Source organism: Paraburkholderia dipogonis, assembly GCF_046027395.1.
GTDB lineage: Bacteria > Pseudomonadota > Gammaproteobacteria > Burkholderiales > Burkholderiaceae > Paraburkholderia > Paraburkholderia dipogonis_A.
In genome coordinates, this window is sequence record NZ_JAQQEG010000016.1 from 25,032 (window position 1) to 51,855 (window position 26,824).

At 59.8% G+C, this 26,824-nt stretch carries 25 protein-coding genes; 11 read left to right on the top strand and 14 right to left on the bottom strand.

Annotated elements, in window-relative coordinates; all coding sequences use genetic code 11:
• The 4 genes from PQR32_RS17585 to wrbA form a co-directional block, all read right to left on the bottom strand.
• A complete protein-coding gene (locus PQR32_RS17585; protein WP_408229224.1) occupies nt 1-1,464 on the bottom strand; it encodes an aldehyde dehydrogenase family protein in 1,464 nt (487 codons plus the stop codon).
• A gap of 93 nt (nt 1,465-1,557) precedes the next feature.
• Complete coding sequence (locus PQR32_RS17590; protein WP_408229227.1) at nt 1,558-2,553, bottom strand: hydroxyquinol 1,2-dioxygenase; 996 nt, start codon at nt 2,551-2,553, stop codon at nt 1,558-1,560.
• 39 nt (nt 2,554-2,592) lie between these two features.
• On the bottom strand, nt 2,593-3,084 hold the full coding sequence (locus PQR32_RS17595; RefSeq protein WP_408229603.1) for a cupin domain-containing protein: 492 nt from the start codon (nt 3,082-3,084) through the stop codon (nt 2,593-2,595).
• 241 nt (nt 3,085-3,325) lie between these two features.
• Nucleotides 3,326-3,952: an NAD(P)H:quinone oxidoreductase gene (wrbA, locus tag PQR32_RS17600; RefSeq protein ID WP_408229230.1), complete on the bottom strand. Its 627-nt coding sequence runs from the start codon at nt 3,950-3,952 to the stop codon at nt 3,326-3,328.
• A 413-nt stretch (nt 3,953-4,365) separates the two neighbouring features.
• Between wrbA and PQR32_RS17605 the strand changes: the two genes are divergently transcribed.
• Nucleotides 4,366-5,577, top strand: a complete 1,212-nt coding sequence (locus PQR32_RS17605; RefSeq protein WP_408229233.1) for an FAD-dependent oxidoreductase — start codon at nt 4,366-4,368, stop codon at nt 5,575-5,577.
• A 186-nt stretch (nt 5,578-5,763) separates the two neighbouring features.
• Nucleotides 5,764-6,870 (top strand): porin, encoded by a 1,107-nt coding sequence (locus tag PQR32_RS17610; protein ID WP_408229235.1) that lies wholly within the window; start codon nt 5,764-5,766, stop codon nt 6,868-6,870.
• Nucleotides 6,871-6,920: 50 nt separating this feature from the next.
• Here the strand turns inward: PQR32_RS17610 and PQR32_RS17615 are convergent, their stop codons facing one another.
• On the bottom strand, nt 6,921-7,853 hold the full coding sequence (locus tag PQR32_RS17615) for a LysR family transcriptional regulator (protein WP_408229238.1): 933 nt from the start codon (nt 7,851-7,853) through the stop codon (nt 6,921-6,923).
• 535 nt (nt 7,854-8,388) lie between these two features.
• Here PQR32_RS17615 and PQR32_RS17620 point away from each other — a divergent pair.
• Nucleotides 8,389-8,649 (top strand): DUF4148 domain-containing protein, encoded by a 261-nt coding sequence (locus tag PQR32_RS17620; protein ID WP_408229241.1) that lies wholly within the window; start codon nt 8,389-8,391, stop codon nt 8,647-8,649.
• A 138-nt stretch (nt 8,650-8,787) separates the two neighbouring features.
• Complete coding sequence (locus PQR32_RS17625; protein WP_408229244.1) at nt 8,788-10,347, top strand: efflux transporter outer membrane subunit; 1,560 nt, start codon at nt 8,788-8,790, stop codon at nt 10,345-10,347.
• Here the strand turns inward: PQR32_RS17625 and PQR32_RS17630 are convergent.
• Complete coding sequence (locus PQR32_RS17630) at nt 10,344-10,592, bottom strand: hypothetical protein (protein WP_408229247.1); 249 nt, start codon at nt 10,590-10,592, stop codon at nt 10,344-10,346. The genes PQR32_RS17625 and PQR32_RS17630 overlap by 4 nt on opposite strands.
• Before the next feature lie 10 nt (nt 10,593-10,602).
• Between PQR32_RS17630 and PQR32_RS17635 the strand changes: the two genes are divergently transcribed.
• The 5 genes from PQR32_RS17635 (at nt 10,603) to PQR32_RS17655 (ending at nt 15,357) form a co-directional block, all read left to right on the top strand.
• Nucleotides 10,603-12,228 (top strand): MFS transporter, encoded by a 1,626-nt coding sequence (locus tag PQR32_RS17635; protein WP_408229250.1) that lies wholly within the window; start codon nt 10,603-10,605, stop codon nt 12,226-12,228.
• Between the two features lie 5 nt (nt 12,229-12,233).
• Entirely contained in the window at nt 12,234-13,286 is a 1,053-nt protein-coding gene (locus tag PQR32_RS17640) for an HlyD family secretion protein (RefSeq protein ID WP_408229253.1), read from the top strand.
• A gap of 81 nt (nt 13,287-13,367) precedes the next feature.
• A complete protein-coding gene (locus PQR32_RS17645) occupies nt 13,368-13,919 on the top strand; it encodes a TetR/AcrR family transcriptional regulator (protein WP_408229255.1) in 552 nt (183 codons plus the stop codon).
• A 129-nt stretch (nt 13,920-14,048) separates the two neighbouring features.
• Entirely contained in the window at nt 14,049-15,002 is a 954-nt protein-coding gene (locus PQR32_RS17650) for a LysR family transcriptional regulator (RefSeq protein WP_408229258.1), read from the top strand.
• Nucleotides 15,003-15,054: 52 nt separating this feature from the next.
• On the top strand, nt 15,055-15,357 hold the full coding sequence (locus PQR32_RS17655) for a Dabb family protein (protein WP_408229261.1): 303 nt from the start codon (nt 15,055-15,057) through the stop codon (nt 15,355-15,357).
• Between the two features lie 164 nt (nt 15,358-15,521).
• On the opposite strand, the gene PQR32_RS17660 is transcribed toward PQR32_RS17655, so the two are convergent.
• Nucleotides 15,522-16,409 carry a LysR family transcriptional regulator gene (locus tag PQR32_RS17660; protein WP_408229264.1) on the bottom strand — a complete coding sequence of 296 codons (888 nt, stop codon included), beginning with the start codon at nt 16,407-16,409 and terminating at the stop codon, nt 15,522-15,524.
• Between the two features lie 450 nt (nt 16,410-16,859).
• On the opposite strand from PQR32_RS17660, the gene PQR32_RS17665 reads away from it, so the two are divergent.
• Complete coding sequence (locus PQR32_RS17665) at nt 16,860-17,228, top strand: response regulator (RefSeq protein ID WP_408229267.1); 369 nt, start codon at nt 16,860-16,862, stop codon at nt 17,226-17,228.
• 176 nt (nt 17,229-17,404) lie between these two features.
• On the opposite strand, the gene PQR32_RS17670 is transcribed toward PQR32_RS17665, so the two are convergent.
• From PQR32_RS17670 to PQR32_RS17695, 6 genes are all read right to left on the bottom strand, one after another.
• Nucleotides 17,405-18,784 (bottom strand): MFS transporter, encoded by a 1,380-nt coding sequence (locus PQR32_RS17670; RefSeq protein WP_408229270.1) that lies wholly within the window; start codon nt 18,782-18,784, stop codon nt 17,405-17,407.
• A gap of 243 nt (nt 18,785-19,027) precedes the next feature.
• Complete coding sequence (locus tag PQR32_RS17675) at nt 19,028-19,840, bottom strand: HpcH/HpaI aldolase/citrate lyase family protein (RefSeq protein WP_408229273.1); 813 nt, start codon at nt 19,838-19,840, stop codon at nt 19,028-19,030.
• Complete coding sequence (locus PQR32_RS17680; protein ID WP_408229276.1) at nt 19,837-21,225, bottom strand: MmgE/PrpD family protein; 1,389 nt, start codon at nt 21,223-21,225, stop codon at nt 19,837-19,839. The genes PQR32_RS17675 and PQR32_RS17680 overlap by 4 nt, the downstream gene beginning before the upstream one ends.
• A gap of 68 nt (nt 21,226-21,293) precedes the next feature.
• Nucleotides 21,294-22,472 (bottom strand): CaiB/BaiF CoA transferase family protein, encoded by a 1,179-nt coding sequence (locus PQR32_RS17685; protein ID WP_408229279.1) that lies wholly within the window; start codon nt 22,470-22,472, stop codon nt 21,294-21,296.
• 18 nt (nt 22,473-22,490) lie between these two features.
• On the bottom strand, nt 22,491-23,654 hold the full coding sequence (locus PQR32_RS17690; RefSeq protein WP_408229282.1) for an acyl-CoA dehydrogenase family protein: 1,164 nt from the start codon (nt 23,652-23,654) through the stop codon (nt 22,491-22,493).
• A 19-nt stretch (nt 23,655-23,673) separates the two neighbouring features.
• Nucleotides 23,674-24,516, bottom strand: a complete 843-nt coding sequence (locus PQR32_RS17695; RefSeq protein WP_408229285.1) for an HTD2 family dehydratase — start codon at nt 24,514-24,516, stop codon at nt 23,674-23,676.
• Between the two features lie 289 nt (nt 24,517-24,805).
• Between PQR32_RS17695 and PQR32_RS17700 the strand changes: the two genes are divergently transcribed.
• A complete protein-coding gene (locus PQR32_RS17700) occupies nt 24,806-25,624 on the top strand; it encodes a 2OG-Fe(II) oxygenase (RefSeq protein ID WP_408229288.1) in 819 nt (272 codons plus the stop codon).
• Here the strand turns inward: PQR32_RS17700 and PQR32_RS17705 are convergent.
• The gene (locus PQR32_RS17705) at nt 25,621-26,820 is read right to left on the bottom strand and encodes a hypothetical protein (protein ID WP_494471419.1); all 1,200 of its coding nucleotides are present in this window, start codon (nt 26,818-26,820) and stop codon (nt 25,621-25,623) included. The genes PQR32_RS17700 and PQR32_RS17705 overlap by 4 nt on opposite strands.
• Between the last annotated feature and the right edge of the window lie 4 nt (nt 26,821-26,824).

Consider the following 26,824-nt stretch of genomic DNA (forward strand, 5'->3'; position numbering starts at 1 on the left):
TCAGCGCGGGTAGTAAGGCGGAAGCTGCGCGTCCACATTGACCCAGACCGACTTGGGTTGCGTATATTCGCGCATCGCTTCGAAACCCATTTCGCGGCCGTAGCCGCTCGCGCCGACGCCGCCGAAGGGCGAACCGGGACTGACACGCTTGTAGCAGTTGACCCACACCATGCCGGCCCGAATCTCGCGGGCGATGAGGTGCGCGCGTTGCAGATCACGCGTCCAAAGGCCCGCGCCGAGACCATATTCGGTGCCGTTCGCAATGGCGAGCGCTTCTTCGTCTGTGCGGAATGTCGTGACCGTCATGAACGGCCCGAACACTTCTTCCTGCGAGACCCGGTGCTCCGGCTTCGCTTCGACGATGGTCGGCTCGACATAGCAACCGTTGGCCAGCGCGGCATTATCTGGCGCCTTGCCGCCTGCCAGCACGCGGCCACCCTGCTCGCGGGCGACATCGACGAACGACAGCACGCGGTCGCGATGCTGCCGCGACGTGAGCGGGCCCATTTCGGTCGATGGATCGAGCGGATCTCCGATCTTGATCGTGCGACTCAACGCGGCGAACTTTTCGAGCACTTCATCCGCGATCGATTCGTGCACGATCATTCGCGAGCCGGCGATGCACGCTTGCCCCTGGTTGTGGAAGATCGCAAACGCGGAGCCTTGCACGACGGCGCCGATATCGGCGTCCTTGAAAACGATGTTGGCGCCTTTGCCGCCAAGTTCGAGTTGTACTTTCTTCAGATTACCGCTCGATGCCTGCACGATCCTGCGGCCCACCGCCGTCGACCCCGTGAACGCGATCTTGCTGATCCCCGGATGCTCGGCGATATATTGTCCTGCGACATGCCCAAGTCCCGGCAGAATATTGACGACACCTTCCGGAAAACCGACTTCAGCCATCAATTCGGCAATCGCGAGACTGGACAGCGGCGTCAGTTCAGCCGGCTTCATGACGACGCAATTGCCCGCCGCGAGCGCCGGCGCCATCTTCCAGCTGGTAAACATCAGCGGAAAATTCCAGGGAACGATCTGTCCAACGACGCCGACCGGCTCGCGCGTCAGGTAGTTGAGGAAGCCTGGCTCTACGGGAATCACCGAACCCTCGAACTTGTCGGCCATGCCGCCGAAATAGCGGAACGTCGCGGCGGTACGCGGCACGTCGAGATTGCGGGTATCGCGGATCGGATGGCCCGTGTCGAGCGATTCGAGCCGGGCGAGCACGTCGGCGTTTGCTTCTATCGCGTCGGCGAGTTTTAGCAGCAAACGTCCGCGCTCCGCGGCGGCGAGCTTGCTCCACTTCGGAAACGCGGCCTTCGCCGCCACGACAGCTCGATCGACGTCCGCGGGGCCTGCCATCGATACGTCGGCGATCACCGAGTTATCGTGCGGGTTCAGCGTAGCGAGCGTTTCCCCGCTTGCCGACTGCACGAAGCGGCCGCCGATAAAGAGTTGGGTTTGCATGTCAGTCCTGCGCGGTGAAAATCTGGACGCGACTTCTCCCCCGACGCTGTCGCTGCCAGCGCAGTCGAAACAGTCGAGGGAGAAGTCGAAGAATTACATCTGGATCGGATACGGCGGCAGTTCACCGCTTTCGTAGCGCTTGGGCAGATCGGGCGTGGCGTTCTCCCACACCAGCAGCATCGAGCGTTTCTGCGAGTACCCTTTGTGACGGATATCCGCGGGCATTGCCGCGATATCGCCCGCATTCATCGTAATGCGCGCGCGCGGTTCGCCACTATCTTTGTCCGCAATGTCCCAGATGATCTTGTCCGAAAGCTGCAGGAACCATTCGACGCGATCATTGCCGTGGAACACGGGCAACATGAATTCTTCCGTAGTCGGGCAAAACAGACTTTGCTGGCACACCGACGTAACGGACGGGTTCCACGTCACATCCGAACGCGACAGATACTTGAACAGACTGAACGCGTGCAGCGTCTTTTCGAAACCCGGCTCGGCGTGAATCTCCGGCTCGTCCTGGACGACGTCGGCAAAATGACGATTCACGGGCAGATCGTCGCGCAGCGGCGAATCGCCCTCCATGCCCGGCATACGTTTCGTCGCAATGCGAAACCGTTCGATGGCCTCGATGTTGTCGCCATGTTTGCTGCCGAAGGCCGAACCGGTTTCTCCCGGTGCCGCGAATGGGTCGAATCCTTCATTGACCCAATCCTTCAGGATCGCCTTGAAGGTCGCCATGATCAACGGCGTCTCGAACTGCTGTGTGAAATCGATGCCCGCCTCCTTGAAGCTTGCGTTGTACGAGCCAGCGTAGAGGTCGACCTTGCCGTAATGGTTGCGCGTACCGATGACGTGATCGAAGTTGACCCAGCCGTAGAAGAAACCCCAGGCGACGTCGCGCATCATCGCGCGCAGGAAGTCGTCGGCAGGAATCTGGTGAGTGCGCGTTTGCCCATTGACGGGCCACTTCACGGTGGCGAAATACGAGTCCCGGCTGAACTCGAAGTCGCCGAGCTGAAATGTGCGATAACCGGTTACCGCGTCCGCCTCACTCGCCGTGACAGCTTGCAGGTTGCTTTTGTTTTCCACAATGAACTCCGTAATTGGCTTGTCTCAAGAGTGAGTGAATCAGCGCACGCAGATATCGGCCCACTTCTCGACCGAATGGCGGCCGAGAATGGTCTGCACCAGTAGCACTCCCGTCGTGACCGCATCAAAGCGATAAGCAGAGTGGGCAGGCAACAGCGCCTGGTGGCCTCGGCGCAAACGCACGCGTCCCATCGTTTGGCCCGCCGGCTTCGAATCGAGACGCACGGTGCCTTCAATACTTGCATCGACGAGCGGGCTATCGGACGGTTTGACGAAATGCACGTCGATTTCACCATCGAGCGCCACGACAAACTCATCGTGCGATGCGCTGAACCACGGCGAGATTCCTTCCGCCCGAAGCGTCTCGATCACGTACTTAAGATTTTTTCCGACGACAATCTTTTCGTATGGTTTAGCGATGCCTGCGACCTCGAACACATTCGACATCGCGTAATGCTCGGGCTTTCCGCTGATGATCTCGATTGACCCTTTCTTGAAACTATTCAAGCTGCCGAATAGTGTCTGTTCCATGTCTGCCTCCAAAAAATCCATGAATGTGATGCGTGAATGAAGGTTAAGTCGCGACGGTTCTCACATCAACGCCTGGGCCGTTCTGGAATCGCGAACCTTGCGTACTCGAAGACGTCGTCAGGAGATCTACTTAGTGGCGAACCCGTACGACTGTTTCGAATAAGTTGGCGCGCCAATGGAGAACCCCCGCTCACGCATGAGGGGGTTGTTAACAAGTGACCCTGCGATCGGGCCACGGCGATCAATTTTTCCTGCTGACCAAACGCTTGGCGATTGTCGCGACATGCTCGCCTTGAAACCGGGCGATTTGCAGTTCATTTTCGCTGGGCTGCCGCGAACCGTCCGGGCCGGCCAGAGTAGAGGCACCGTACGGCGTCCCGCCAGAGATTTCGTTCATGTTGACGAGACGCTGCTCGGAATAAGGGACGCCAACAATGACCATGCCGTGATGCAGCAGTGTGGTGTGGAAGCTGGTGATCGTCGTCTCCTGGCCTCCGTGCTGGGATGCGGTGCTCGTAAATACGCTGCCGACCTTGCCGATCAAACCGCCCGACATCCACAGGCCGCCGGTCTGATCCAGGAAATTGCGCATCTGTCCGCACATGTTGCCGAAGCGCGTCGGCGTACCGAATATGATTGCATCCGCTTCCGCCAGAATTTCCGGTGTTGCGTAAGGAATGCTTCCGAACGCAGCGCGATAACCTTTAACGCCGCTCTTGACCAGAACATCGTCGGGTACGAGTTCGGGAACCTGCAACAGTGTGACTTCCGTATCACCAATTGCTCGCGCGCCGGCGGCAATCGCCTCGGCCATCTTGTAGATGTGGCCGTACGAACTGTAGAAAACGATCTGAATTTTGGTTGCCATGTCTATTCCCTAGGTTGGGTTCTCTGTCTGAACGCAGATTGCAATCGAACCGGATCAAGGACCGGTCATCTGCTCGTTTCAGCATAAGCAGGACCATCAAACAAAACAACGGCGCCATCGGTCCGGTTTGACGAACTATCCGATTGCAAAAAGCAAACGATCAGGTCCGCGGTTTCCTGCGGCAAACATCGCACCGTTTCCGTCATTAAACGCATGTCAACCGGATTTACCCTCCCGATACGCGCACGGGGCGCCGCTAAAAACCGATCAGTCCGTTTGCGAATGGCAAACCGGATCGCATTGCCTCCGTTAATCCGGTTGGTTACGCTTGATTCAAATTTCCCGACCACGCGCAGCTCGACTTTCAGGTGGCGGACTTTTCCCTGCAGATGAACATCGATAGGAGACAGAGCATGGAAACATTGGATGGAGTGGTCGTCGTCGGTGGAGGTCCCGTCGGACTCCTTACCGCTCTCAAACTTGGCAGAGCCGGCGTTCGCGTTGTCGTGCTCGAATCAGAATCTGGCATCTCGCCGTCGCCACGCGCCGTGGCCTATATGCCGCCCACTGCCGCAGCTCTGGACCGCTTCGGCCTGCTCGACGATATCCGCAAACGCGCAGTGTGGTGTCCTGACTTCGCCTATCGTCACGGCGATGGCTCACTGATTGCCAAAATGGACTGGAGTGTCCTCGCCAAGGACACGAACTACCCGTACATGCTGCTGCTGGGACAGAACCACGTGTCCGGTGTCATCCTTCAGCATCTGCGCACGCTGCCCAATGTCGAGATCCGCTGGAATCAGCGCGTGGAAAGCATCGACCAGGACTCGTCATGGGTAACTATCCAGACCACGGGTCCGGGTGGCACGACACGCTTGCGCTCGCGCTGGGTCGCCGCCACGGATGGCGCCCGCAGCACGGTGCGCGAAAAAATCGGCATGACCTTCGACGGGATCACCTGGCCCGAGCGTCTCGTGGCAAGCAACGTTTTCTACGACTTCTCGCTGCATGGCTACTCACGCGCCAATTTCGTTCACGACCCGGTCGATTGGGCTGTCGTAGTCCAACTCGATCAGAGTGGTCTGTGGCGCGTCTGTTACGGCGAAGATCCGTCTATATCGGACGCCGAGGTTCGCCGGCGCCTGCCCGAACGCTTCAAGCGCCTGCTCCCCGGCGCTCCGGCACCCGAACAATATCGAGTCGATCACCTCAATCCGTATCGGGTTCATCAGCGATGCGCACCCGAATTCCGCCGTGGCCGTGTGATTCTCGCCGGTGACGCCGCGCATGCAACCAATCCCATGGGCGGTCTTGGGCTGTCGGGTGGCGTGCTCGACGCGGAGCATCTTGCCGAAGCATTGATCTCCGTGATCAAGGAAGCCGCGCCGCTCCGGCTGCTTGACGAATACGCCGTCGATCGCCGCAAGGTCTTCCTCGAATTCACCTCTCCGACGGCCACTGCCAACTTCACCTGGATGAAGGAAAGCGACCCGGCTCAACGCGCCCGCGACACCGCCATGTTCGAAAAGGCAGGCACCGATCGCTCCGTCATGCGGCAGATCCTGCTCGACTTCGAAAAGCTGAATGGCAAGCGCTTTGTCGAACCGCAACTCCTCGCTGCATGACACACAGACGTCTGAAGGTCTGACAGCAAATAACGCTGTCGGACCGCCTAATGGCATCCGCCGCGGACGTCCACACACAACGCACTAAACCTTTCTGACCACGCCAGGCGAGGCCAGAAACGGGTCTTCTCGCGGCATTGCAGCTCGTCCGCGCCTCCGCTTTTCAGAATTGAACGGAAGGGAAAGATGAGAAAAACCGTTGTCATCGCAGCAACCTTGTTCACCTTCGCGCCATTTGTCCACGCTGAAAATAGTGTCGTGATGTTTGGTCTCATCGATGCAGGCATCTCGTACATTAGCAACCGTGGAGGTTCATCATCGTGGAAAATGGACGACGGAATCGGCGTCCCCAATCTTTTCGGGCTACAAGGTAGCGAGCAGATCGATACAAGCACGAAAGCGATCTTTCGGCTGGTCTCGCAATTCCTGCTTGGTACGGGATCGACGGTGGGTTTCAAGAGCAACGCGGACCAATCGAGCGGGCTTCTATTTTCTCGCGAAGCTTTCGTAGGACTATCCGACGATCATCTAGGCACGTTGACATTCGGACGTCAGCAGGACTTCATGGTCGACACACTTCTCGGAGACGTCGACGCGGACGCCGCGGCATATATGGGCGGTTTCTATAACTTCCGGGACGGCCCGTTCAGCGGCCTTGCGCTCCCCGATTCACCCCCGAACGAAGCATATGATTTCGATCATATGAACGGAAGCGAACCGCTGTCCAATTCAATCAAATATAAATCGCCCACACTCGCCGGCATGACGGCGGGCTATCTTTTTGCATTCGGGAATGCGGCAGGAAATTTTAGACAGAATAGCGCATCGAGTGCGGGCGGAAGTTTCGCCGCTGGCCCACTTGCCATCGGCGTGGCCTTTACATCCGTGCGCTATGCGCAGCTGGGAGGCGGAGCCATTCAGAATATCGGCGCCGGCGTGCGATATTCGATCGGAACAAGCCAGATCTCCGCGCTATACACGAACACGCACAACACCGCGAACGGAGCGACGGTCAACATGATCCAGAGCGGCGGCTTGTATCGCTTCACGCCTGCTGTGGCGTTCGGCGCGGACTATATGTACATGTGGGGCAATGACGTCGTCAATCGGAACCACGCTCATCAGGTGACGGCAGTTGCACAATACATTCTGTCCAAACGGACGACGACTTATATCAACGTTGTCTACCAAATCGCAAATTCAGGTGCCTCGGCTTCCATCAATGGGACATTTGGGCCGTCGAGCAGCCGTTCTCAATGTATAGGTCGCCTGGGCATTCAAACGCGATTTTAGGTGCGCCCGTCCTTCCGAAAAAACGCGGGTCAGTTTGACCGCGATAAAAATCAGGTGCTGCTTCCGTGCGTCAGACCGAGCAACCGATCCCATTCCGGTTCCATCGAGAGCGTAGACGAGAGCAGATCGAGGAACAGCTTCACTTTCGCCGTCGCGCGGTGTGAGGTTGGGTATACCGCGGAAAAATAAGGGACATCTGTCTCGAACTCGGACAGGACACGAACGAGCCGTCCTTGCAAAAGATCGTGATAGGCAACCATGGTCGGCAGATACGCGATTCCCATCCCCCTGCGTGCAAACTCCTGCACGAGATGTACGCTATTGGAGCGAAGCGCGGGCACCAGCGTTACCTCGCTATGCTGCGAACCATTGTTTAGCGACCATCGGTTGCGCCAGGGATAATAACGGTAGCACGCGAAATCGTGCGCACAGAGATCGCCTGGGGTCGAAATAGGCGCCAGGCCTTCAAGGTATTCCGGAGTGGCAGCAAACACCCCTCGCATCCGGAATAGTCGACGTTCGATCAGAGATTCCGACGCTGGCGGGAATATCTGAAGCACGACGTCATAACCCTCCTGCACAGGGTCCACTACCTGATCGTTTGCGAAGACGTCGAACTCGACGTGCGGATTACTTTTTCTGAATGTTTGAATGATGCCCGGAAGATGCTCGAGCGCGAAGCCGTTCAGTGCGGCGACCCGTATGGTTCCGGTTAGAGCAGTAGTCGTATCTCGAGACCGCTGGGAAAGCGCCTGCATGCGACCGATCAGATCGTGACACTCGGAGTAGTAGGAGATGCCAAACTCCGACAGTTTCACCGCCCTGCTCGAGCGGTGAAAAAGCGAAACGCCCAGATGCTCTTCAAGTTGTTGTACCCGCGTACTGATAACAGACTTGGCGACACCGATCTGCCGCGCCGCTGCCGCGAAATTGCCGGACTCGGCGACACGCACGAATGCTTCAATACTTAAGTAGATATCCATGAAACGTCTCCGGCTTCTGGGGCGCTTGCCGCGAACGTCTTGGCCGCCCAGCGTTTCAACGCTAACTGCTCGGCCAGCGCGAACGTAAGGTGCGAGATGGGTCTGAAAACGATACCACGTCGATTAGTAAGTCACTATGGTGGAATTCCCGCCACGCGCACCACATCGAGCGTCACGGAAGCCTCATCTTGATGGCTATCGAAATGATTGCCACGCCGACCACAGGCGGAAGAGCGCGTGACGAGCCGCTCATGTCGTAGCCAGACGCGAATGGCGATAGCGAACGTTCGTTTTCCGCGAACGTACCGTTCGCGCAAAGCTAACACGGGAAATGTGGGGGACGGGACATCGCAGACGCTCATCGCTGGGTAAAGAACAGGTGCTAAAACGCGATCAGTACGTTTGCGATTAGAGCTCTACGCCGCTGCCGGAAAGGATCGAAAAACACGTTAACATCCCTTAAAGTATGCAGATACTTTTTAGTATGTTTACGGTCAATCGCTTTCCAACTCGCCAACCCAGGGCCATGCCAGCCATGACACATCCCGTTCCGCTTTGCCTCCTGGCAATCGCTTCGATCGTTCCGATGGGAGCATTTGCGCAAGACACCGAACATCTCACCCGCACCCAGGTTCGTGAAGAACTAGCTGACCTGGAGCAACGTGGGTATAACCCTGGCGATTGGGCTCACTATCCACACAGTCTGCGCATCGCGCAAAGGCGTTCCGAGCCAGCTGCGAACGAGCAAAGTCGTGACAATCGACCCGCTCAACTCCAGCCGTCTCAGGCTGAATGAATCAGCAGGCGTGCGCCGGCGCTTGCGAGCCGAGTGCCCGGAGCATCTTTAATATACTTTTTAGTATTCGAATACCTTATGGTATATTAAAGACATGCCTTCACCGTGCCGGGAATCGAGATGCCTCTGACAGCTTCAATGCGTGTTTCACTGTCCGCGCTCGCGCTTTTAAGCGTGGCTGCTTGCAGCGTCGGCCCCGATTTCCGGTCGCCGGACGCGACACCGCCGCTTGGTTCGCTCACCAGCCGCACGAATGATGTACCAAGTCATCTAACGGATCAGTACCTGAATCCGGAATGGTGGACGCTGTTAAACGACCCTCTGCTGACTTCGCTCGAAGTCCGCGCGACGAGTCAAAACCTGGATCTACAATCCGCACAGGCGCGGATAGGTCAAAGCAGAGCAAAGCTTCGTATCGCCGGCGCCGATCTATATCCGACAATCAGCGCGAATGCGTCCGACTTGCGCGAGCGGGCCAGTCCAAACGGAATACTCAAACTGACCGGGCCGTCCAGTCCGGTCAGCGCAACCGCAGCCAACGGTGCCGACCCTTATGGAACGAGCGCATTGAGTGGAAGTGGCGGCTCCGCGCCATACAATCTTTGGCAATACGGATTCGACGCGAGCTGGGAACTGGATCTCTGGGGGCGTGTGCGGCGAACCCGGGAATCCGCGCAAGCCAACGCCGAAGCAGCGGCACTCGAAGCTGCAGGCGTAAAAGTTTCCGTTTCCGCCGAAGTCGCACGAACCTATCTCGAGCTTCGCGGCGTCCAGAACACGCTGGACATAGCGCGAAAAAACCAGGACATTGCACGCGCGAGTCTGCGGCTTGCGAAACACCGGCAAGATGAAGGCGTCGCTACCCGATACGATAGTGCGAGCGCGGCAGCGCAGCTTGCCACGGTCAGCGCATCGATTCCCGAACTCGAGCGTCAAGTCTCCGCGCTCATGAATGCATTGGCGCTTCTGGTCGACGAAGCGCCGCATGCGCTCGATGACGAACTGGCGACGGCAGCAACCGTTCCGGTCCCGCCCGATAACGTGCCGGTCGGGCTTCCATCAGAGCTCGCACATCGCCGTCCGGACATCTTGCGGGCGGAGGCCGAGTTGCACGCCGCGACCGCGGACATCGGCGCAGCCAAAGCCAACTTCTACCCGACCGTCAGTCTGACAGGCAGTTTCGGCATTCAGGCACTGAAATTCAGCGAAGCGGGCGATTGGAGCGCGCGACAATTTGCGTTCGGCCCGGTGCTGCATCTACCGATTTTCGAAGGTGGCCGCCTCATGGGCACGCTCGCCTTGACCAAAGCACGGCAGCAGGAAGCCGCTATCCAGTATCAACGCACGGTTCTCGGCGCCTGGCACGAGGTAGACGACACCATCACGGCGTATCGAAGCGAGCAACTTCGATACGCGCAGCTTGGCACCGCCGTCGATGAAAATCGCATTGCATTTGAGACGGCAAAGAATCGCTATGGACAGGGCGCTTCGACATTTCTGACCGTACTCATCGCTCAGCGCGACCTGCTCGCTAGTGAAACCGCTCTATCGCAGAGTCGGACGAACGTTTCGCTCGCGCTGGTGAAGCTCTATAAGTCTCTCGGCGGCGGATGGAATGCTCCAATCGACAACGGCCACACGAGCCCTGTTGCGAGTGCGGGACAACATGCGCCCGCGAGTGGGGTGGCGGGTGGCTAACCGCGTGATCGTGAGATCTCTTCAGCAGCCCGATCCGCAGCGAGTTGGGCTTCTGCGAGGCCGCAGGCGATACCTGATCCAGCCTCGCCGGTACCGCTGAACGTTTCGATTTCCCAGCGCCATTGACCGTCCAGTTCGTCCTGCCAAACGTACAACCGGCGATGATCGACGCTGAACAGATTCGGATCGAGATCACGCACCCAAGCGCTGGTTTCTGACTCGACAACTTCATGCCATTCGGACATAGGAGTATCCATGTGTTCGTTCATTTACATACCACGTAGTATTTCAATACTTTACAGTATGGCTACGCCACTCGCAAACACATCGATGCAGCACACCGCGCCGCCGCAGTCGCCGCCGGCGGCGCCGCATCCATTCAACAGCCGCATATTGATTGGCGTATTCGGGGTCTTCGCGGCCGCGATGATGTCTGGCCTGAACAGTCGAATCGGTGGTCTATCGCTCATCGACATCAAGACGGCATTCGGCGTCGGTGCCGACGAAGGTAGCTGGATCGGAAGCCTGTACTCTGCTTTCGAGCTTGCCGCAATGCCCTTTGCGGCCTGGTTCGCCGTCACGTTTTCGTTCAGACGGTTTCACGTCGGCGTGGTCATCATCTTCACTGTGCTGGGGTTGCTAACCCCGTTTGCACCTGGCTTTGGCGTGCTGCTGGCGCTTCGATGCCTGCAAGGGTTCTTCGGTGGATTGCTCATTCCCGTTCTGATGGCAGCGGCACTCCGATTCTTCCCTCTTCCCCTCAGGCTATACGGACTGGCGCTGTATGCGATGACGGCGACCTTTTCGCCAAATATTGCTACGTGGCTTTCTGCGACGTACACCGATACGTTGTCCAATTGGCATCTCGTGTTCTGGCAAATCGTTCCGCTCGCGATTTTCTCCATCTGGGCCGTCGCTTGGGGCATCCCGCAGGATCCCGTTCGCCTGGAGCGCCTCAAGAACCTCGACTGGCTGGGGTTGGTCAGTGGCGTCTGCGGTCTGGTGTGTATAGGCGTCGGACTGGCTCAGGGCGAGCGCTATGACTGGTTTAACGACGCGCTTATCACCTGGCTATTCTGCCTCGGCGCAATACTGCTGTTTGTATTTCTGCTTGCGGAGTGGTTTCACCCTCTGCCGTTCATCAAGCTTCAATTGCTCCACCGACGAAACCTCGGGCTTGGATTTACGATCTTTATTGCGCTGGTGGTCGTGCTGTTATCCGGTTCGCTTCTACCCGCCCAGTATCTGATCGAAGTACGCGGATTCCGCACACCGTACATTGCAGGGATTGGGCTTTTGATTGGCGTCCCTCAGATCCTGTGCGGCCCTGCCGTCTCCTTTCTTCTCTACAAGCAATGGATCGACGCGCGACACGTGTTCGCTACGGGTCTGGCTTGTCTCGCGGCATCGTGCCTGGTGAACGCCCATGTGACATCGGACTGGATCGCACACGAGTTCCTGATCGGCCAGGTGCTCCAGGCCCTCGGACAGCCGATGGCCGTGATTTCCTTGCTGTTTCTGGCGACCAGCGTTGTCCAACCGATGGAAGGACCGGTCGTATCGGGAATTATCAACATGTTTCGCGCCTTTGGAACTCTCTTAGGCGATGCCATGCTCGAGCGCGTCTTCTCGCTCAGGGAGAAGATGCATGCCAACGTCATTCTGGATTCCGCCGCAGCCGCTGGAATGATTACGCCGCCACAGCATACCGGCGCTCTCGAAGCGCTTGGCGTCCTCGCTGAGCGCATCTCACGGCAGGCCTTCGTGCTCGCGATAGCCGACTCATATCTGATTCTCGGCACCCTCGCCGTTCTGTTGATTCCGCTCGTTCTGAACCTGAATTACATTCGACCGCCCATACTCAATTCGACTTCCAGGTGACTGTCATGCCTCTCCCACGACCGGCGAAAATAGCCGTTGCCATTGCGCTCATATCCGCCAGCGCGGCCAGCTTATACCTCTACAACCACGACGAAGGAAGAGCTTCGGAGCAGACCACGACTGACGCTTACATTGCGACTGATTCGACTTTTGTCGCGCCGAAAGTCGCCGGAAACATATTGGACGTCATGGTGGACGACAATGAAACTGTTCGCAAAGGACAGCTACTTGCCGTGATCGATGACCGGGACTTCGTCGTCGCCGTCGCGAGCGCAAAGGCGGACGTCGAAAACGCTCAGGCGGACGTAGCACGGCTCGAAGCCAGTGCTGTTCAGCAGCACAGCCTGATCCGGCAGGCCAACGCGGCGATTCTCGGTGACGCCGCCTCGGTAAATTTCGCCGCGGCGAACTCGAAACGCTACTTAAATCTCGCGAAAGACGGTTCAGGTACGATTCAGGAGCAGCAGCAGGCCGAATCGACACTACAGATTGCGAATGCCCGCCACGCGCAAGACACCGCCGCACGCGACGCCGCGCAACATCAGCTCGATGTGCTTCTTGCCCAGGAAAAGCAGGCAATTGCGACGGTTGCGAAGGCCCGGGCAGCGCTTCAGGCTGCGGAATTGAACCTGTCCTATACGAGAATAGTCGCGCCAATTGACGGCACGGTAGGTCAGCGCACTCTTCGTACCGGCGCTTACGTTCACGTCGGCGCACCGCTGCTCGCAGTGGTTCCATTGCAGCAAGCGTATGTCGAGGCCAATTTCCGCGAAACCCAATTGCAGCATGTTCGCCCCGGGCAACCGGTTACAATCAGAATCGACATGTTGTCTGGCGCCATCATCCATGGCCATATCGACAGTCTCGCCCCTGCCAGCGGGATCGCGTTCTCACCGATCGCACCCGACAATGCGACAGGCAATTTTACGAAAGTGGTTCAGCGGCTTCCCGTGAAGATCACCATTGATCCGAACCAGCCAGCCGCCGATCGGCTTCGTGTTGGAATGTCCGTCGTCCCTACAGTGCACATAGATTCGGCAAGGACGGCGCCAGGCTGACGCATCAAACTTCCAGGAGGTATCGCCGGAATGCCCAGATTGACAAGAGAAGAGAGTCGCTTACAGACGCGAGAGAAATTGATGCTTGCTGCCGCCAGGATGTTTGCGCGCGAAGGACTGGGTGGCGCATCCATCGACCGGATTGCAGAGGAAGCCGGCTATACGAAAGGCGCGTTCTATTCAAACTTCGACTCGAAAGAAGATATCTTTCTGCAATTGATAGAGGCCACGACCCGACAAAACATCGAAAGGATCGAGACGGCACTCGCAGGCGTGTCAGATCCAGAAGAAATCATCGAAGCGGTTTGCGCATGGGCGAATGCTCACACTCACGAACCAGACATGCGACCGTTAGTCCTCGATCTGGTCCGTCATGCGAAGCAGGACGCAGCGCTGACAAAGCGGCATACAGAGCTTTTTAGCAAGCAATGGACGATCGTCGGCAAGCTGCTTCTACGTGCGTTTCCGAAAGGCAGAGCACCTGCAACGGCGCTCGAACTCGGTGCGCTGGTGATGGAGCTGACTTACGGCACCGCAGTCCAGTTTCATGCAGGACCAACCGGAGGCGACCTTGTCAGGATCGCACTCAAGGGACTGATGACCGCGGCACAAATGCCTCGGAAGACTCGATGACCGACTGTCAAAAAATAGCGCTCTATCTGAAACATTCAATTCCATATACCGATCAGTATTAATATACCTTGTGGAATAAAATGTTGAAATCTCGCTTCGGCATGGCGAGCGGCATGTAACGGAAATCTTATGGATACGCTTGAGAGCATGCGCGTGTTCGCGCGAGTCGCAACGGACGGAGGTTTTTCGGCGGCAGGGCGCCAGATGAACATGTCCACCGGACAGATATCGCGTGCTGTCTCGCACCTTGAGATGCGCTTAAGCACGCGCCTGTTGAACAGGACGACACGCAAAATCGCCCTGACTGAAGCCGGTGAGCGCTACCTCGATCATTGTCAGAAGATACTCTCTCACATTGAGCGGGCAGAAGCCGAAGCAAGCGATGCGCGGACGAGTCCGGGGGGAACGCTGAAAATCCATTCGATGTCGAGCTTCGGGCAGCATCACATCGTCCCGACACTTCTGCGCTTTCGCGCGCGCTATCCGTCAGTGAAGATCGATCTGACGTTCTCGCAGTCCGTACCGCATCTCCTCGACGAAGGTTACGATGCATCAATCATGCTTGCACCGGACCTTCCAGATTCCGGGTTGATCGCACATCGGCTTGGGACAGTAATGGGTGTTGTGTGTGCTTCGCCGGCCTATATTCGAGAACACGGGATGCCACTTAAACCTCAAGAGCTTCAGCGACATACCTGCGTCCAGCTGACAAATCCGGTGTTCCCAAACGGAAAATGGATGTTCGAGGGAGCCGACGGACCCGTAACAGTCACGCCTGGCCCTTCGGTCTTTTCGGTCAATCTGTCGGATGCGCTCGAGTTGGTTATTCGGCAAGGCTCCGGCATCGGCTTACTGCCTGCGGCGTCTGCACTCCCGGGTTTGCGCTCTGGCGAGCTTGTCCGGGTCCTGCCTCGATTCGGGCTGCAGCCACTGAATGTTTACGCGCTATATCTTTCCCGACAATACATCGACGCAAAGATTCGATCGTGGCTCGATTTCGTGCGCGAGGACATGCCACCGGCCCTCGAGGCCGACATTGCCGCCTTGCATGCATTTACCGACCGCCAACTCGTGAGTAATTGACGCGTGCTGATATTCCTGTTTTCGGCGACGCTACATTCAAAGGAGATATATAGTGATCCGTCACATTGTGATGTGGAAGCTCAGAGAGAACGCTGCGGGAGCATCGCGTTCGGAAAATGTACAAAAACTGAAAGAAAGGCTCGAGGGGTGCCGCGACATAGTGTCTGGAATACTGAAGCTGGAAGTGGGTGTAGCGGCAGCAGACCTCGAATCGACCTACGACCTCGTTCTGGTGTGTGACTTCGTAGACAGAGCCGCGATGAGCGCCTATCAGAACCATCCAACGCACGAAGCGCTCAAAAGCTTCACCGCCCCACTGCGTGAATCGCGCCAGTGTGTCGACTACGAAATCTGAGCATGAAGTAGTTGGATCATGCTCGTGGACTCGAAGCGAGCGCTGGCCATTAGCCCTTGAATGCCAAGAGCACGAGATGCCGTGGCTAGGCCACGAATCCCGAACTAATCGGCGCTGATTGGAAATTCCAGACCAAACCTTCGGCGTAGAGGGAGGTGCGCTGCTCAAACGCCCGCCATCAACCGGTCCACGAGCACGCGCGCGAACGGCGGCAGGTCCTTGAGACTGCGCACGCAGATCTTGAGCTTGCGCTCCGCCCAAGGGTCATTCAGTCCGACAGTAGCGATCTGCATCGTTTTCTTGTGCCGCAGCGCGACCGATTCCGGCACGATGCCGATGCCCACGCCCGCTTCGATCATCCGGCAAGCGGCTTCGAAATTGCCGACCTGGATGCGCAATTTCAGACGCGCGCCGAGTGCATCGGCGGCACTGGTGATGAACGCGTGAATCGCGCTCGACGTCGGCAAGCTCACGAAATTGGCCATGAGCACTTGCGCAAAATCGACCGACGCCAGTCGCGCCAACGGATGATCGCGTGACGTGACCAGCACGAGCCGGTCGTCGCGATACGGCAGCATTTCCAGATTCCCCGCATGCACATTGCCCGCGACGATACCGATATCCGTCGCGCTATCCGCCACGCCTTTAACGATTTCGCCGCTCAACACTTCGCGCAGATCGATGTTGACGTCCGGATGATCGCGCAAGAAATGACTCAGCACGGCCGGCATGAATTCGCTGATCGCCGTGGTGTTGGCCCAGATGCGCACGTGTCCCTTAACGCCTTCGCCGTACTCCTGCATGTCGCCGGCCAGATGCTCGACCCGTTCCAGCACGAGCCGCGCGTGATGCACAAAGGCTTCGCCCGCGGGCGTCAGCGTCACGCCCTGGCTGGTGCGATAGAGCAGCTTGAAACCCAGTTGTTCCTCAAGATTCTTGACCCGGTTGCTTGCCGCCGGCGCCGACAGATGCGAACGTTCCGCCGCGCGCGCGAGGTTCTGCGTGTCGGCGATATTGAGGAGCAAACGCAAATCCACGAAATCGAAATGCATGATGAAGGCCTGGGTTGAAGCGCCGCTGGGCGCTCGCAAGACAAAGGCCAATCTTAACCGGGCGTGAAGGAAGCGCTAGACCGTTTCGGCAGAGCCGCCGGTCTCGCCCGTCACCGCATGCATTAGACGCCGCGATACAGGTAAGCGTTGAACCGCTTACCGCGCACACTCCGACTATCCTGCTCCGATCGGCGCCCGCGACCTTATTGATTCCCTGCAATACGACTCTCGTGCCCCTGCGCATTGTGTTGAACAGATTCCGGCCGGCGCATCCTGGCTCCCCGAAAGCCACGCTTACGCGCCGCTGCGCATAACCAGGCACAGCACTTGCTTTAACCTGCGGCTCGACAGGAAAAGAACGCATGGCAATTTAGCCCACGTCCCTGTCACGGCTGGCGCCACGAATACCCGAGGCCCAGTGCAACCGAATATTTCAGGCATAGAAGCAATATGAGTCGCGTATTACTGGTCGACGACCAACCCGAGGCATTGTCCGCGCTGCGCGCCGTACTGGTCGGCCGCGGTTACACGGTCGCCACGGCGGCGGACGGCGTCGAAGCTTTTGAACGACTGCAACGCACGCGCGTGAGCGCCGTGGTGTGTGACTGGCGCATGCCCAACATGGACGGCGCCGAACTGATCGAATCGATGCAGGCACGCAGTGAACTGGCTTCCGTGCCCGTCATTCTGACGAGCGGCAGCGGCGAAGCGCCCGCCTTCCCCGTCAAAGGCTTTCTGAGGAAACCATTCGCGCTGGACAAACTGCTCTCGCTGCTGGCCGAATGCGAAAGCGATGCGGCGATGCCGGCCGTCTGCTGAACGCTGTACGGTCGCGGGCAAGCGTCGTCGATGTGCTAGCCAGCCAGAATCGTGCACAGAAGCGGGGCACGCGATGGGTTCGCGAGCGCAGTCGTGCGGCATCGAGGTGCGGTTCCTTCGGAGCGCGATTGCGTCTGAAAGAGCGAATCGACGGACCGCGCTCGTCGCTCAACTGTCTATACCGACTTCTCGAGCAATCCGCCGCTCGGCGTCAGATCGGCATCGGGCGAGATGTCCTCGAGCGTCTGCTGACTCGTTTCGATCCGCAGCGCGAGGATCGCCACGCTCAGCAACAGCAGAACCCCGCCGACCATAGTGAGCACGCCGGTCACGCCGAAGTGCGTGTACAACAACAGCGCAACATAAGGCGTGGACATGGAGGCCGCGCGTCCGCATGTGCCCGCGACACCCGTCCCCCGCAGCCGATGCGCAGTCGGAAACAGTTCCGGGATATAGCCGAACAGTCCGAGCGTGCAGACCGTATAGATCGCCGTCACCAGCGCGAACCCAACCACGGCAATCGCCGCCGGCGTCCGCATCTGCACGTACACGAACCCGAGCGCGATCGTCACGAGCGAGAACAGCACGATACCGTTACGCCGGCCGATCCGATCCGTGACCAGATACCCGACCACCGCGCCGGCCGGCGCGCCGAACGACATCAACAGCACGAACCCCAGCGACTGCACGATCGTCAGCCCTTCCTTGACGAAGAACGTCGGCAACCACGCGACGAACCCATACAGCGACATGTTGATCGCCATGCAGGTCAGCGCCGCCACCAGCGTGCGGCCGATCATGCCGCGCGCGAACAGCGCCGAGAACGGCGCGGCCGGCACCTCATGACTCATCACGCGCGCCACCTGCGGCAACTTGCCGACACGCGCTTCGACCTGCCGCTCGATCGCCGACACGGTTGCCTCGGCCTCGTCGAGCCGTCCGACCGTCTCCAGCCAGCGCGGCGATTCCGGCATCCGATGCCGCAGAAACCACACGACGAGCGCACCGATACCGGCAATCGCAAACATGTAGCGCCAGCCCAGATGCGGAATCACCCAGTAGCCGATCGCCGTCGCGCCGAGCAGGCCGGAATTGATGATCAACGCGAGCAGCGAAGTCCAGCGTCCGCGCGTGGCTGGCGGCACGAATTCGCACAACGTCCCGGCCGCCACCACCAGTTCCGCGCCGAGCCCGACGCCCATGATGAAACGCAGCAGAATCAGCCAATAGATATTCGGCGCAAAACACGCTGCAATCGACGCGAGGCCGAAAATCGCCAGATTCGCCTGATACGAATAACGCCGGCCGAACCGGTCGCCGAGATAACCGGACAGACCCGCGCCGATCATCATGCCCATGAAGGTCGCGGAGATGAAGAACGAGCCGAGTCTTAAATCGGTGAAGCCGCTCTTGACCATCGCGGCTAACGCGCCGTTGGCCAGATAGATATCGAATGCGTCGAGGAAAGCACCCGCGCCGATCAGGCCGAGAATGTTCCAGTGGAAACGGGTGATAGGCAGGCGGTCGAGCCGCGCGCCGGAATTGACGGTTGCCAAATTGTGTCTCCTGATGGTCCGTGCGCGGCTGGACCACGCACGCAAAACAGTTTGCATGGCTGTCTTTATATGGCGACGGCCCTATGCATGGTCTTGAGTAACGCGGCGCGAATGCGCCCCTCCGCGTGACGTCAAGATTGCGTCACGCGGCGTCTTCAGGGAATTGGCATTATTGGAAGCCGATGTTTCGTCGCGGTTAATGAACAGGCCGCGCGTATGCGCCAGCGATGCGCTGGCCTTGGCCTATGCGCCCGCCAGAATCCTTCGCGCCTTCAGAATTACCGGCATATCGACCATCTTGCCGTCCATCGCCACCGCCGCACCGTGGCTCGTTTCCATCGCGTCGAGCACACGTTGCGCCCACGCCTTGTCCGCTTCGCTCCACACGTACGCGCGATGCACCGCCTCGATCTGCCGCGGATGAATGCACAGCTTGCCGCCGAAGCCGAAGCGCCGGCTGCGGCGAGCGTCGGCTTCGATGGCGTCGGTGTCCGTGATGGAGGTCGACACGCCGTCCACCGGCGCGCCGATTCCGGCGAGCCGCGAGGCCAGCACGATCTGCGAGCGAAACAGATGCAGTTCCTCGCCGTCGCCGTCGATACCGAGATCGATCTGAAAATCCAGCGTGCCGAATACGATGCGCTGCACGCGCGGCGCGGCGCACAACACCGTGAGGTTGGCAAACCCACGCGCGGTTTCGACGATCGGCAACACGCTCAATGTGGAATGCGCCGTCGCCAGCACGGCCTCGATCTGCTCGCGCGTCTCCGCTTTAGGCAACACGATCCCGGCGACACCCGGCTGCCCGGCCAGCGCCGCGACGTCCTCGTTGAACCATGACGTGTCCGAGCCGTTGATGCGCACCCATGCAGGCCGCGATGCATCGCCCGATACAGCGGCCAGCACTGCCGCGCGCGCCGCCGGTTTTTCATCGGGCTGCACGGCATCTTCGAGATCGAGAATCACCGCGTCCGCGCCGGACGCATGCGCTTTTTCGAAGCGCTCAGGGCGGTTGCCCGGCACGAACAGATAGGAGCGCGGCAGCGCGGCGCTCAAGCGGCCACCGTTGCGTTGGACTCTGCCTCGAATACCGACCCGACCTGCGTTTGCCCCGCGATCTGCCACGCGTTGCCGAGCAATCGCGCGGCCTCGCCTTCGGTAGCTGCGCCCGAAAACGCCGCCAGCCGATGCAGCTTGGTGGCGATCTCATCTCGTGACAGCGTATTGCCCGGATCGCCTTTCGGTTCATCGACGCGGCCTTTGAACGTGCGGCCGTCAGTGGTCGTGACCGTCACCTTGCCGATCCAGCGCGCGGGATAGGCGGCATCGACTTCGGTGTCGAAGGCCATCTCGACGTTGTCGCGAAAGGCGGCGATCGCCTCCGCGTCGAAACCCTGCTCGAATTCGGTCACGCCCGCATAACCGTGATGCGCGACGAGTCCCAGCACCGTGCCCATGTTGAACTTCGCCTGGTGGACCGTGCGCGGCGTGACGACCGCGCCGAGCACGTCGAGCGCGCCTTGATGGACGTGCGCCACGACCTTCGCGATATCACGCGGTGCGAGGCGGTGCTCCTGCACCACGGCGAGCAAAGCGTCGGCGGCGGGATGCGTGTGACGGCATGCCGCGTGATACTTGAACGACGTCTCCGCCGTCGCCCAACGGCTGCCCAGGCGGTCGACGAGGCGCGCCGGATCCGCGTCGCTCGACATGCCCGCGGCCATGCCCTGCGCGCCTTCGAGAATATGCGTTGCGCCCTTGAAGCCGTCGGCCGCGAGTTGCGCGGCCATCAGTCCGTTGGCGGCGGCCATGGCCGTGTGCAGTTGCTTCGAGTCGGCGGCGTCGCGCAGAAACTCCCACAGGCCGCTTGCCTGCGTGCCCGCCGAGCCGAAAGCGTCGAGCATCTGTGTCGGCGACAGTCCAAGCAACCGTCCCGCTGTCGCGGCCGCCGCCACCGTGCCCGCCGTGCCCGTTGTGTGAAACACCTTGTAGTGCGAGCGCCCAAGAAATTCGCCGATGCGGATGCCGACTTCATAGCCCGCGACCGCCGCCGCGATCAACTCGCGCCCCGACTTGCGATGCGCCTGCGCCAGCGCCAACGCCACCGGAAACACGACCGTCGCGGGATGAAACACCGACCCATTGTGCACATCGTCCTGTTCGGCGAAGTGCGATGCCGCGCCGTTGATCATCGCCGCGAAATACGGCGTGGTGCGGGTGCGGTCGATCAACACTTCGCACGGGGCGTCGTTCGACGCGCCGCCGGCCTGGCGGGCGAAGCGCGCAATCGTTTCGACCGGCCGCGCGCCTTTGCCGGCCAACGCGGAACCGAGCCAGTCGACGTAGAGGTTGACGGTGCGCTCTACCACCTCGTGCGGAATGCTGTCGAAGTCGAGTTGAGCGGCGAAGGTGGCAAGCGTCAGACTGGGATGGTCGTTCATGATGAGGTCGCGTCGTATTCGTTCAGGTCGCCGGCGTGGCGTCGTTCACGCGCCGGCACAGGAAACATTCAGATCGTGCCGGCGGCTCGCAGCGCATCGATACGCGCGCCGTCGTAACCGAGTTCGCGCAGGATCGCGTCGGTATGCTCGCCGAGCGCGGGAACCGGGTCCATGCGCGGCTCGAAGTCCGTCGGCAAACCCGGCGGCAACAAGGCGGGCACCACGCCTGCCGCCGTGCCGACTTCATGCCAGCGCTCGCGCGCCTTCAACTGAGGATGTGCCCATACATCGGCTATCGAGTTCATCTGCGCGTTGGCGATGCCAGCGTCATCGAGCCGTTCGATGACCTGCGCCGCGCTCAGCTTCGCGAAGGCCGCGACGATTACCTCGCGCAAGGCGTCGCGCGCCGACGTGCGTTTCGAGTTCGAGTTGAAGCGCTCGTCCGTGGCGAGTTCCGGCTGCACAAGCACACGCTCACAGAAAAGCTTCCATTCGCGTTCGTTTTGCAGACCGAGCATCACCGTCTTGCCGTCGCCGGCGGGAAACGGTCCGTAGGGATAGATCGTCGCGTGTGCCGCGCCGGAGAGCGCGGGTGGCGATTGACCGTCGATTGCGTAATAGAGCGGATAACCCATCCACTCGACCATGCTCTCCAGCATCGACACGTCGATGCGGCAACCGCGCCCCGTGCGGCCGCGCAACAACAGTGCGCTCAGAATGTTCGAATACGCGTACATGCCCGCCGCAATATCCGCAATCGAGCATCCGGCCTTGGCCGGCTCGCCCGGCGAACCGGTAATCGACAGAAAACCGGATTCGCTCTGGATCAGCAGGTCGTAAGCTTTCTTGTCGCGGTATGGGCCGTCGGAACCATAGCCGGAAATATCGCAGACGATCAGCTTCGGATACTTCTCGCTCAGCATGTCGTAACCAAGGCCAAGCCGGTCCGCCGCGCCGGGCGCGAGGTTCTGCACCAGTACGTCCGCGTCGGCGACCAAGGCGTCGAGAATCTCCGTCGCGGCGGGCTGCTTCAGATCGAGCGCAAGACTTTCCTTCGAGCGATTGGTCCAGACGAAATGCGACGACAGTCCATGCACACGCTCGTCGTAGCCGCGCGCAAAGTCGCCGACGCCGGGTCGCTCGATCTTGATCACCCGCGCGCCGAGATCCGCGAGCTGGCGCGTACAGAACGGCGCGGCGATCGCGTGTTCGAGCGTGACGACTTTGATACCGTCGAGTGGTCTCATGTTGTTGGCGCCAGAAAGTCAGAACGAACGCGGCAGCCCGAGAATATGCTCGGCCACGTACGAAAGAATCAGATTGGTGGAAATCGGCGCGACCTGGTAAAGACGCGTTTCGCGGAATTTGCGCTCGACGTCGTACTCGCAGGCAAAGCCGAAACCGCCGTGAAATTGCAGACACGCGTTGGCCGCTTCCCACGATGCGTCGGCGGCGAGCAGCTTCGCCATGTTCGCCTGTGCGCCGCACGGTTGATGCGCGTCGAAACGGCGCGCCGCCTCGAAGCGCATCAGGCTGGCCGCCTCGACATTGATGAACGAGCGCGCGATCGGAAACTGCACGCCCTGGTTCTGGCCGATCGGACGGCCGAACACGATGCGCTCTTTCGCGTACTCGGTGACCTTGTCGACGAACCAGTAACCGTCGCCGATACATTCGGCGGCGATCAGCGTGCGCTCCGCATTCAGACCGTCGAGGATGTACTTGAAGCCCTGCCCTTCCTCGCCGATCAGATTCTCGGCGGGAATTTCGAGGTTGTCGAAGAACAGTTCGTTGGTCTCGTGATTGACCATGTTCAGAATCGGCTGCACGGTCATGCCGTGACCGATCGCTTCGCGCAGATCGACGATAAAGATCGACATGCCTTCCGATTTCTTCTTCACGTCCGCGAGCGGCGTGGTGCGCGCGAGCAGAATCATCAGATCCGAATGCTGCACGCGCGAGATCCACACCTTCTGGCCGTTGATCACATAGCGGTCGCCGCGTCGCTCGGCGGTGGTCTTGATCTTCGTGGTGTCCGTGCCGGTGGACGGCTCGGTCACGCCCATCGATTGCAAACGCAAGTCGCCGCACGCGATCTTCGGCAAGTACTTTTGCTTCTGCTCTTCGGAACCGTGGCGCAGCAGCGTGCCCATGTTGTACATCTGGCCGTGGCAGGCGCCCGAGTTGCCGCCGGCGCGATTGATTTCCTCCATGATGACCGACGCCTCCGTCAGCCCCAGCCCCGAACCGCCGAAGTCCTGCGGAATCAGCGCGGCCAGCCAGCCGGCTTTGGTGAGCGCGTCGACGAATTCTTCCGGGTAGCCGCGGGCTTCGTCGATCTTGCGGAAGTACTCACCGGAAAATTGCTGGCACAGATCGCGTACGGCTTCGCGAATGTCCTGGAAGGCATCCTGCTGCGTGGTTTGCATAAATCGAGTCTCTTTGAGGTCAGGCGATCGCCGCCGTGGCGCGCATGGTCAGATAGCCTTCGTGGTCTTTGGCCCACAGCTCGATGAGCTTGCCGTCGACGGAAGGTTTGCCGCATACCGTGAAAGCCTGACCCGCGAAGGTCGGACGCACCGCCTTGAAGGCGAAACTCTGCAGCGTGGCGTGTGGTTGTTCGCGGCGCACCAGGTCGACCAGCAGGGTCGCAATCAACGGACCGTGAACGATCAGGCCTGGATAGCCTTCGACTTCCGTGACGTACGGGTAGTCGTAGTGAATGCGGTGGCCGTTGAAGGTCAGCGCCGAGTAGCGGAACAGCATGACAGCGTCGGCGTCGATCGCGCGGCGCCACGTCTCGCCTTCCGGCGCGAGCTGCGGCTGCGGGGGCCGCGCGCCCTCCTGCGGCGCGTCGCGATAGACGATGTCGTGCTCTTCTTCGAGCTTCAGTTCGTCACCGGCTTCGATGGTGTGCTGCACCGTGACGAACACGAGACGGCCGGAGCGGCCGGTCTTGTCTTCGATATTGGCGATCGTCGACGTGCGCGTGGCGTGCTCGCCCACCCTGAGCGGCGCGTGAAAGGTCAGCCGGCCGCCGGCCCACATGCGCCGCGGCAGCGGCACGGGCGGCAGAAAACCGCCGCGCTTCGGATGGCCGTCCGGGCCGACTTCGGACATCGGCGCCACCGGCAGGAAGTACAGCCAGTGCCAGAGCGGCGGCACGCTGTCACCGCTTTCCTCGCGATCGAGCGTGGCGGCCATCGCCTTCAGTGGAAAAGCGGTGATGTCGTCTTTGACGACCTCCTGCTTGTCGAGCCAGTCGTCGAGTTTCTGCGGGGAAGCAGACATAGGCACAGTCTCCAGATGCGCGCGTTGGGCTTAATAGGGTCCTACTATGAACGAGGCGGCACGTCCCGCGAAGTTTGCATTTTCGAAGCGGGCGTTTGGATTTGCTTAAGGCTCGCTGGATCGCCGTGTGGCAGGCACTTCCGCTGGGTCGTTCCAAGCATAATGCGCCCGTTGCCGAGGCGCCGGCCGTGAACAGCGCGGAATTGAACAGCAAGAGTCGGAGTGCGCGGCATGACGCGCGTGCTTACACTCAATCATCGTTCTGGTGATCGCTTGATGGAGATGGCTTATGGATACGGTTGCGAAGGGTACGCTGTCGCACTCGCTGGAATTAGAGCTGGACTTGAAGCCCGATGCGGGACGCAAGCCGGAGGCGAAAGGCGCTGAAGCAGGAGCGCGCGGTTCGCTCGTCCAGCGTGTCGGCGCGATCGACTGGTTCGATGTCGAAGAAGGCTTGAACGCCTATGGCTGCGCGATGCTGCGCAAGCTGTTCAGCTCAGAGGAATGCGACGCGCTGACCGCGCTCTATCCGCGCGATGCGTTGTTTCGTAGCCGTGTCGTGATGGCGCGGCATGGTTTCGGCCGCGGCGAATACAAGTACTTTGCGTATCCGCTGCCGCCTTTGATCGGCGACCTGCGCACCGCGCTTTATCCGCGTCTCGCGCCGGTGGCGAATCGCTGGAATGAGGTGATGGGTATCGATGTCCGCTATCCGGCCGCGCATGCGGAATTTATCGAGCGTTGTCACGCAGCCGGTCAGACGCGCCCCACGCCGCTCATGCTTCAATACGCCACCGACGATTACAACTGCCTGCACCAGGATCTCTACGGCGAACACGTGTTCCCACTACAGGTCGCGATTCTGTTGTCCGAGCCCGGCGCGGACTTCACCGGCGGCGAATTCGTGATGACGGAGCAGCGTCCGCGCATGCAATCGCGTACGGAAGTGGTGCCGCTCGGCAAGGGCGATGCAGTGGTGTTCGCGGTTCATCACCGACCGGTTCAGGGGACGCGCGGTCCCTACCGCGTAAATCTGCGGCATGGCGTGAGCCGCTTGCGCTCGGGCCAACGGCATACGCTCGGGGTGATTTTCCACGACGCCGCCTAGGTATAGCTGACTTTAAGAGCGCGCTTAACGTTGCCATTGAGTGGGCTTGCGTCTTCAATGTACTGAAAACCGATCAGCCGTCCACGTGCATCGTAATAGGGGTTCGCAGTGAACCCCGCGCTGCTGAACTGAATTGCCCGGTGCGCTGAATCCCGAAGTTCAATCGTAAGTGCCTTGCCAGACTTCCTGTCGTTGATCGAGCGGAGGTTTCCGGTGACATCCTGCGTTATCCCCCATTCACCTGTTAACTGACCGTCGTCGTACATCTGGGCAAACGTTAGCCGATTCGATGAGTCGAACACCATCCCGTAGGTACGGGTTGGGCCATCGGCCAAGGTCGCCGCAAATCCGTCCGCACCTGTCGCATCCGTTGTCCGTCGTTCGCTGATGCCAGTCGGATTGCCCTTCGGGTCATAAACATACGTACGGAGCCATCCTGGTGTCGCGACCATATATGGGCGCAGGCTCGCGGAGTCAGCGTACCGTACCGACGTGATCGCTGTCCCGCCCGAACTACTGATCGAAGTTGCCCGGATGGGGCGACTGCTATCGTCATACTCGTACTGAACGTTCTTCCCGTATGGCGCAACCTCGCTAGTGAGTTTGCCCCCCACGTCCCAGCCCATGCTGTAGCCAGCATCGCTTCCCGTCGCACGCAACATTCCTCCGAACGGAGAGAAGTTCACGGTCGTTGCGCGCTGGCTACTTGTTATGGTCGATGTGTTAGCGCCATAGGCAAGTGCCACATTCTGCTGTGCGTCCGGATGGGTTACTGCCGTGGCACGCCCCATCGAATCGTATGCCCAGGTCGCTATGCGGGTCCCTGTTTCGTCAATCACACCCGTCAGAGCACCGGTAAACCGCGAGTCCTCATAGGCGTAGCGGCGGACGTTTCCATCCGGCCAAGTCACAGAAGCAAGGTTGTTGTATGCGTCATAACCATACTGTGTAACGTTCCCAATCGAATCCGCGAGCTGAGTAATACGCCACTTCGCATCGTAGGTCAGACGGATGGTCAGATCGTAGTATGGGTTCGATCCTGCCGCATGGTCAGTAACCATGACGAGCGCTGCTGGTGCCACAGAGGCAGGGGTATTCGCATCGCTGTATGTAAGCGTAGCCACCCGACCATCGTGTTCGGTAACAGACAACAGAACGCCTTGTGCGGAATAGGCTTCCCGGCTGCCATTGGTCAAGTCA

Coding starts and splice junctions, on each gene's coding strand:
- PQR32_RS17585 (WP_408229224.1), bottom strand. CDS start 1,464: ATGCAAACCCAACTCTTTATCGGCGGCCGCTTCGTGCAGTCGGCAAGC.
- PQR32_RS17595 (WP_408229603.1), bottom strand. CDS start 3,084: ATGGAACAGACACTATTCGGCAGCTTGAATAGTTTCAAGAAAGGGTCA.
- wrbA (WP_408229230.1), bottom strand. CDS start 3,952: ATGGCAACCAAAATTCAGATCGTTTTCTACAGTTCGTACGGCCACATC.
- PQR32_RS17605 (WP_408229233.1), top strand. CDS start 4,366: ATGGAAACATTGGATGGAGTGGTCGTCGTCGGTGGAGGTCCCGTCGGA.
- PQR32_RS17610 (WP_408229235.1), top strand. CDS start 5,764: ATGAGAAAAACCGTTGTCATCGCAGCAACCTTGTTCACCTTCGCGCCA.
- PQR32_RS17615 (WP_408229238.1), bottom strand. CDS start 7,853: ATGGATATCTACTTAAGTATTGAAGCATTCGTGCGTGTCGCCGAGTCC.
- PQR32_RS17620 (WP_408229241.1), top strand. CDS start 8,389: ATGACACATCCCGTTCCGCTTTGCCTCCTGGCAATCGCTTCGATCGTT.
- PQR32_RS17625 (WP_408229244.1), top strand. CDS start 8,788: ATGCGTGTTTCACTGTCCGCGCTCGCGCTTTTAAGCGTGGCTGCTTGC.
- PQR32_RS17630 (WP_408229247.1), bottom strand. CDS start 10,592: ATGTCCGAATGGCATGAAGTTGTCGAGTCAGAAACCAGCGCTTGGGTG.
- PQR32_RS17635 (WP_408229250.1), top strand. CDS start 10,603: ATGTGTTCGTTCATTTACATACCACGTAGTATTTCAATACTTTACAGT.
- PQR32_RS17640 (WP_408229253.1), top strand. CDS start 12,234: ATGCCTCTCCCACGACCGGCGAAAATAGCCGTTGCCATTGCGCTCATA.
- PQR32_RS17645 (WP_408229255.1), top strand. CDS start 13,368: ATGCTTGCTGCCGCCAGGATGTTTGCGCGCGAAGGACTGGGTGGCGCA.
- PQR32_RS17650 (WP_408229258.1), top strand. CDS start 14,049: ATGGATACGCTTGAGAGCATGCGCGTGTTCGCGCGAGTCGCAACGGAC.
- PQR32_RS17660 (WP_408229264.1), bottom strand. CDS start 16,409: ATGCATTTCGATTTCGTGGATTTGCGTTTGCTCCTCAATATCGCCGAC.
- PQR32_RS17665 (WP_408229267.1), top strand. CDS start 16,860: ATGAGTCGCGTATTACTGGTCGACGACCAACCCGAGGCATTGTCCGCG.
- PQR32_RS17680 (WP_408229276.1), bottom strand. CDS start 21,225: ATGAACGACCATCCCAGTCTGACGCTTGCCACCTTCGCCGCTCAACTC.
- PQR32_RS17685 (WP_408229279.1), bottom strand. CDS start 22,472: ATGAGACCACTCGACGGTATCAAAGTCGTCACGCTCGAACACGCGATC.
- PQR32_RS17690 (WP_408229282.1), bottom strand. CDS start 23,654: ATGCAAACCACGCAGCAGGATGCCTTCCAGGACATTCGCGAAGCCGTA.
- PQR32_RS17695 (WP_408229285.1), bottom strand. CDS start 24,516: ATGTCTGCTTCCCCGCAGAAACTCGACGACTGGCTCGACAAGCAGGAG.
- PQR32_RS17700 (WP_408229288.1), top strand. CDS start 24,806: ATGGATACGGTTGCGAAGGGTACGCTGTCGCACTCGCTGGAATTAGAG.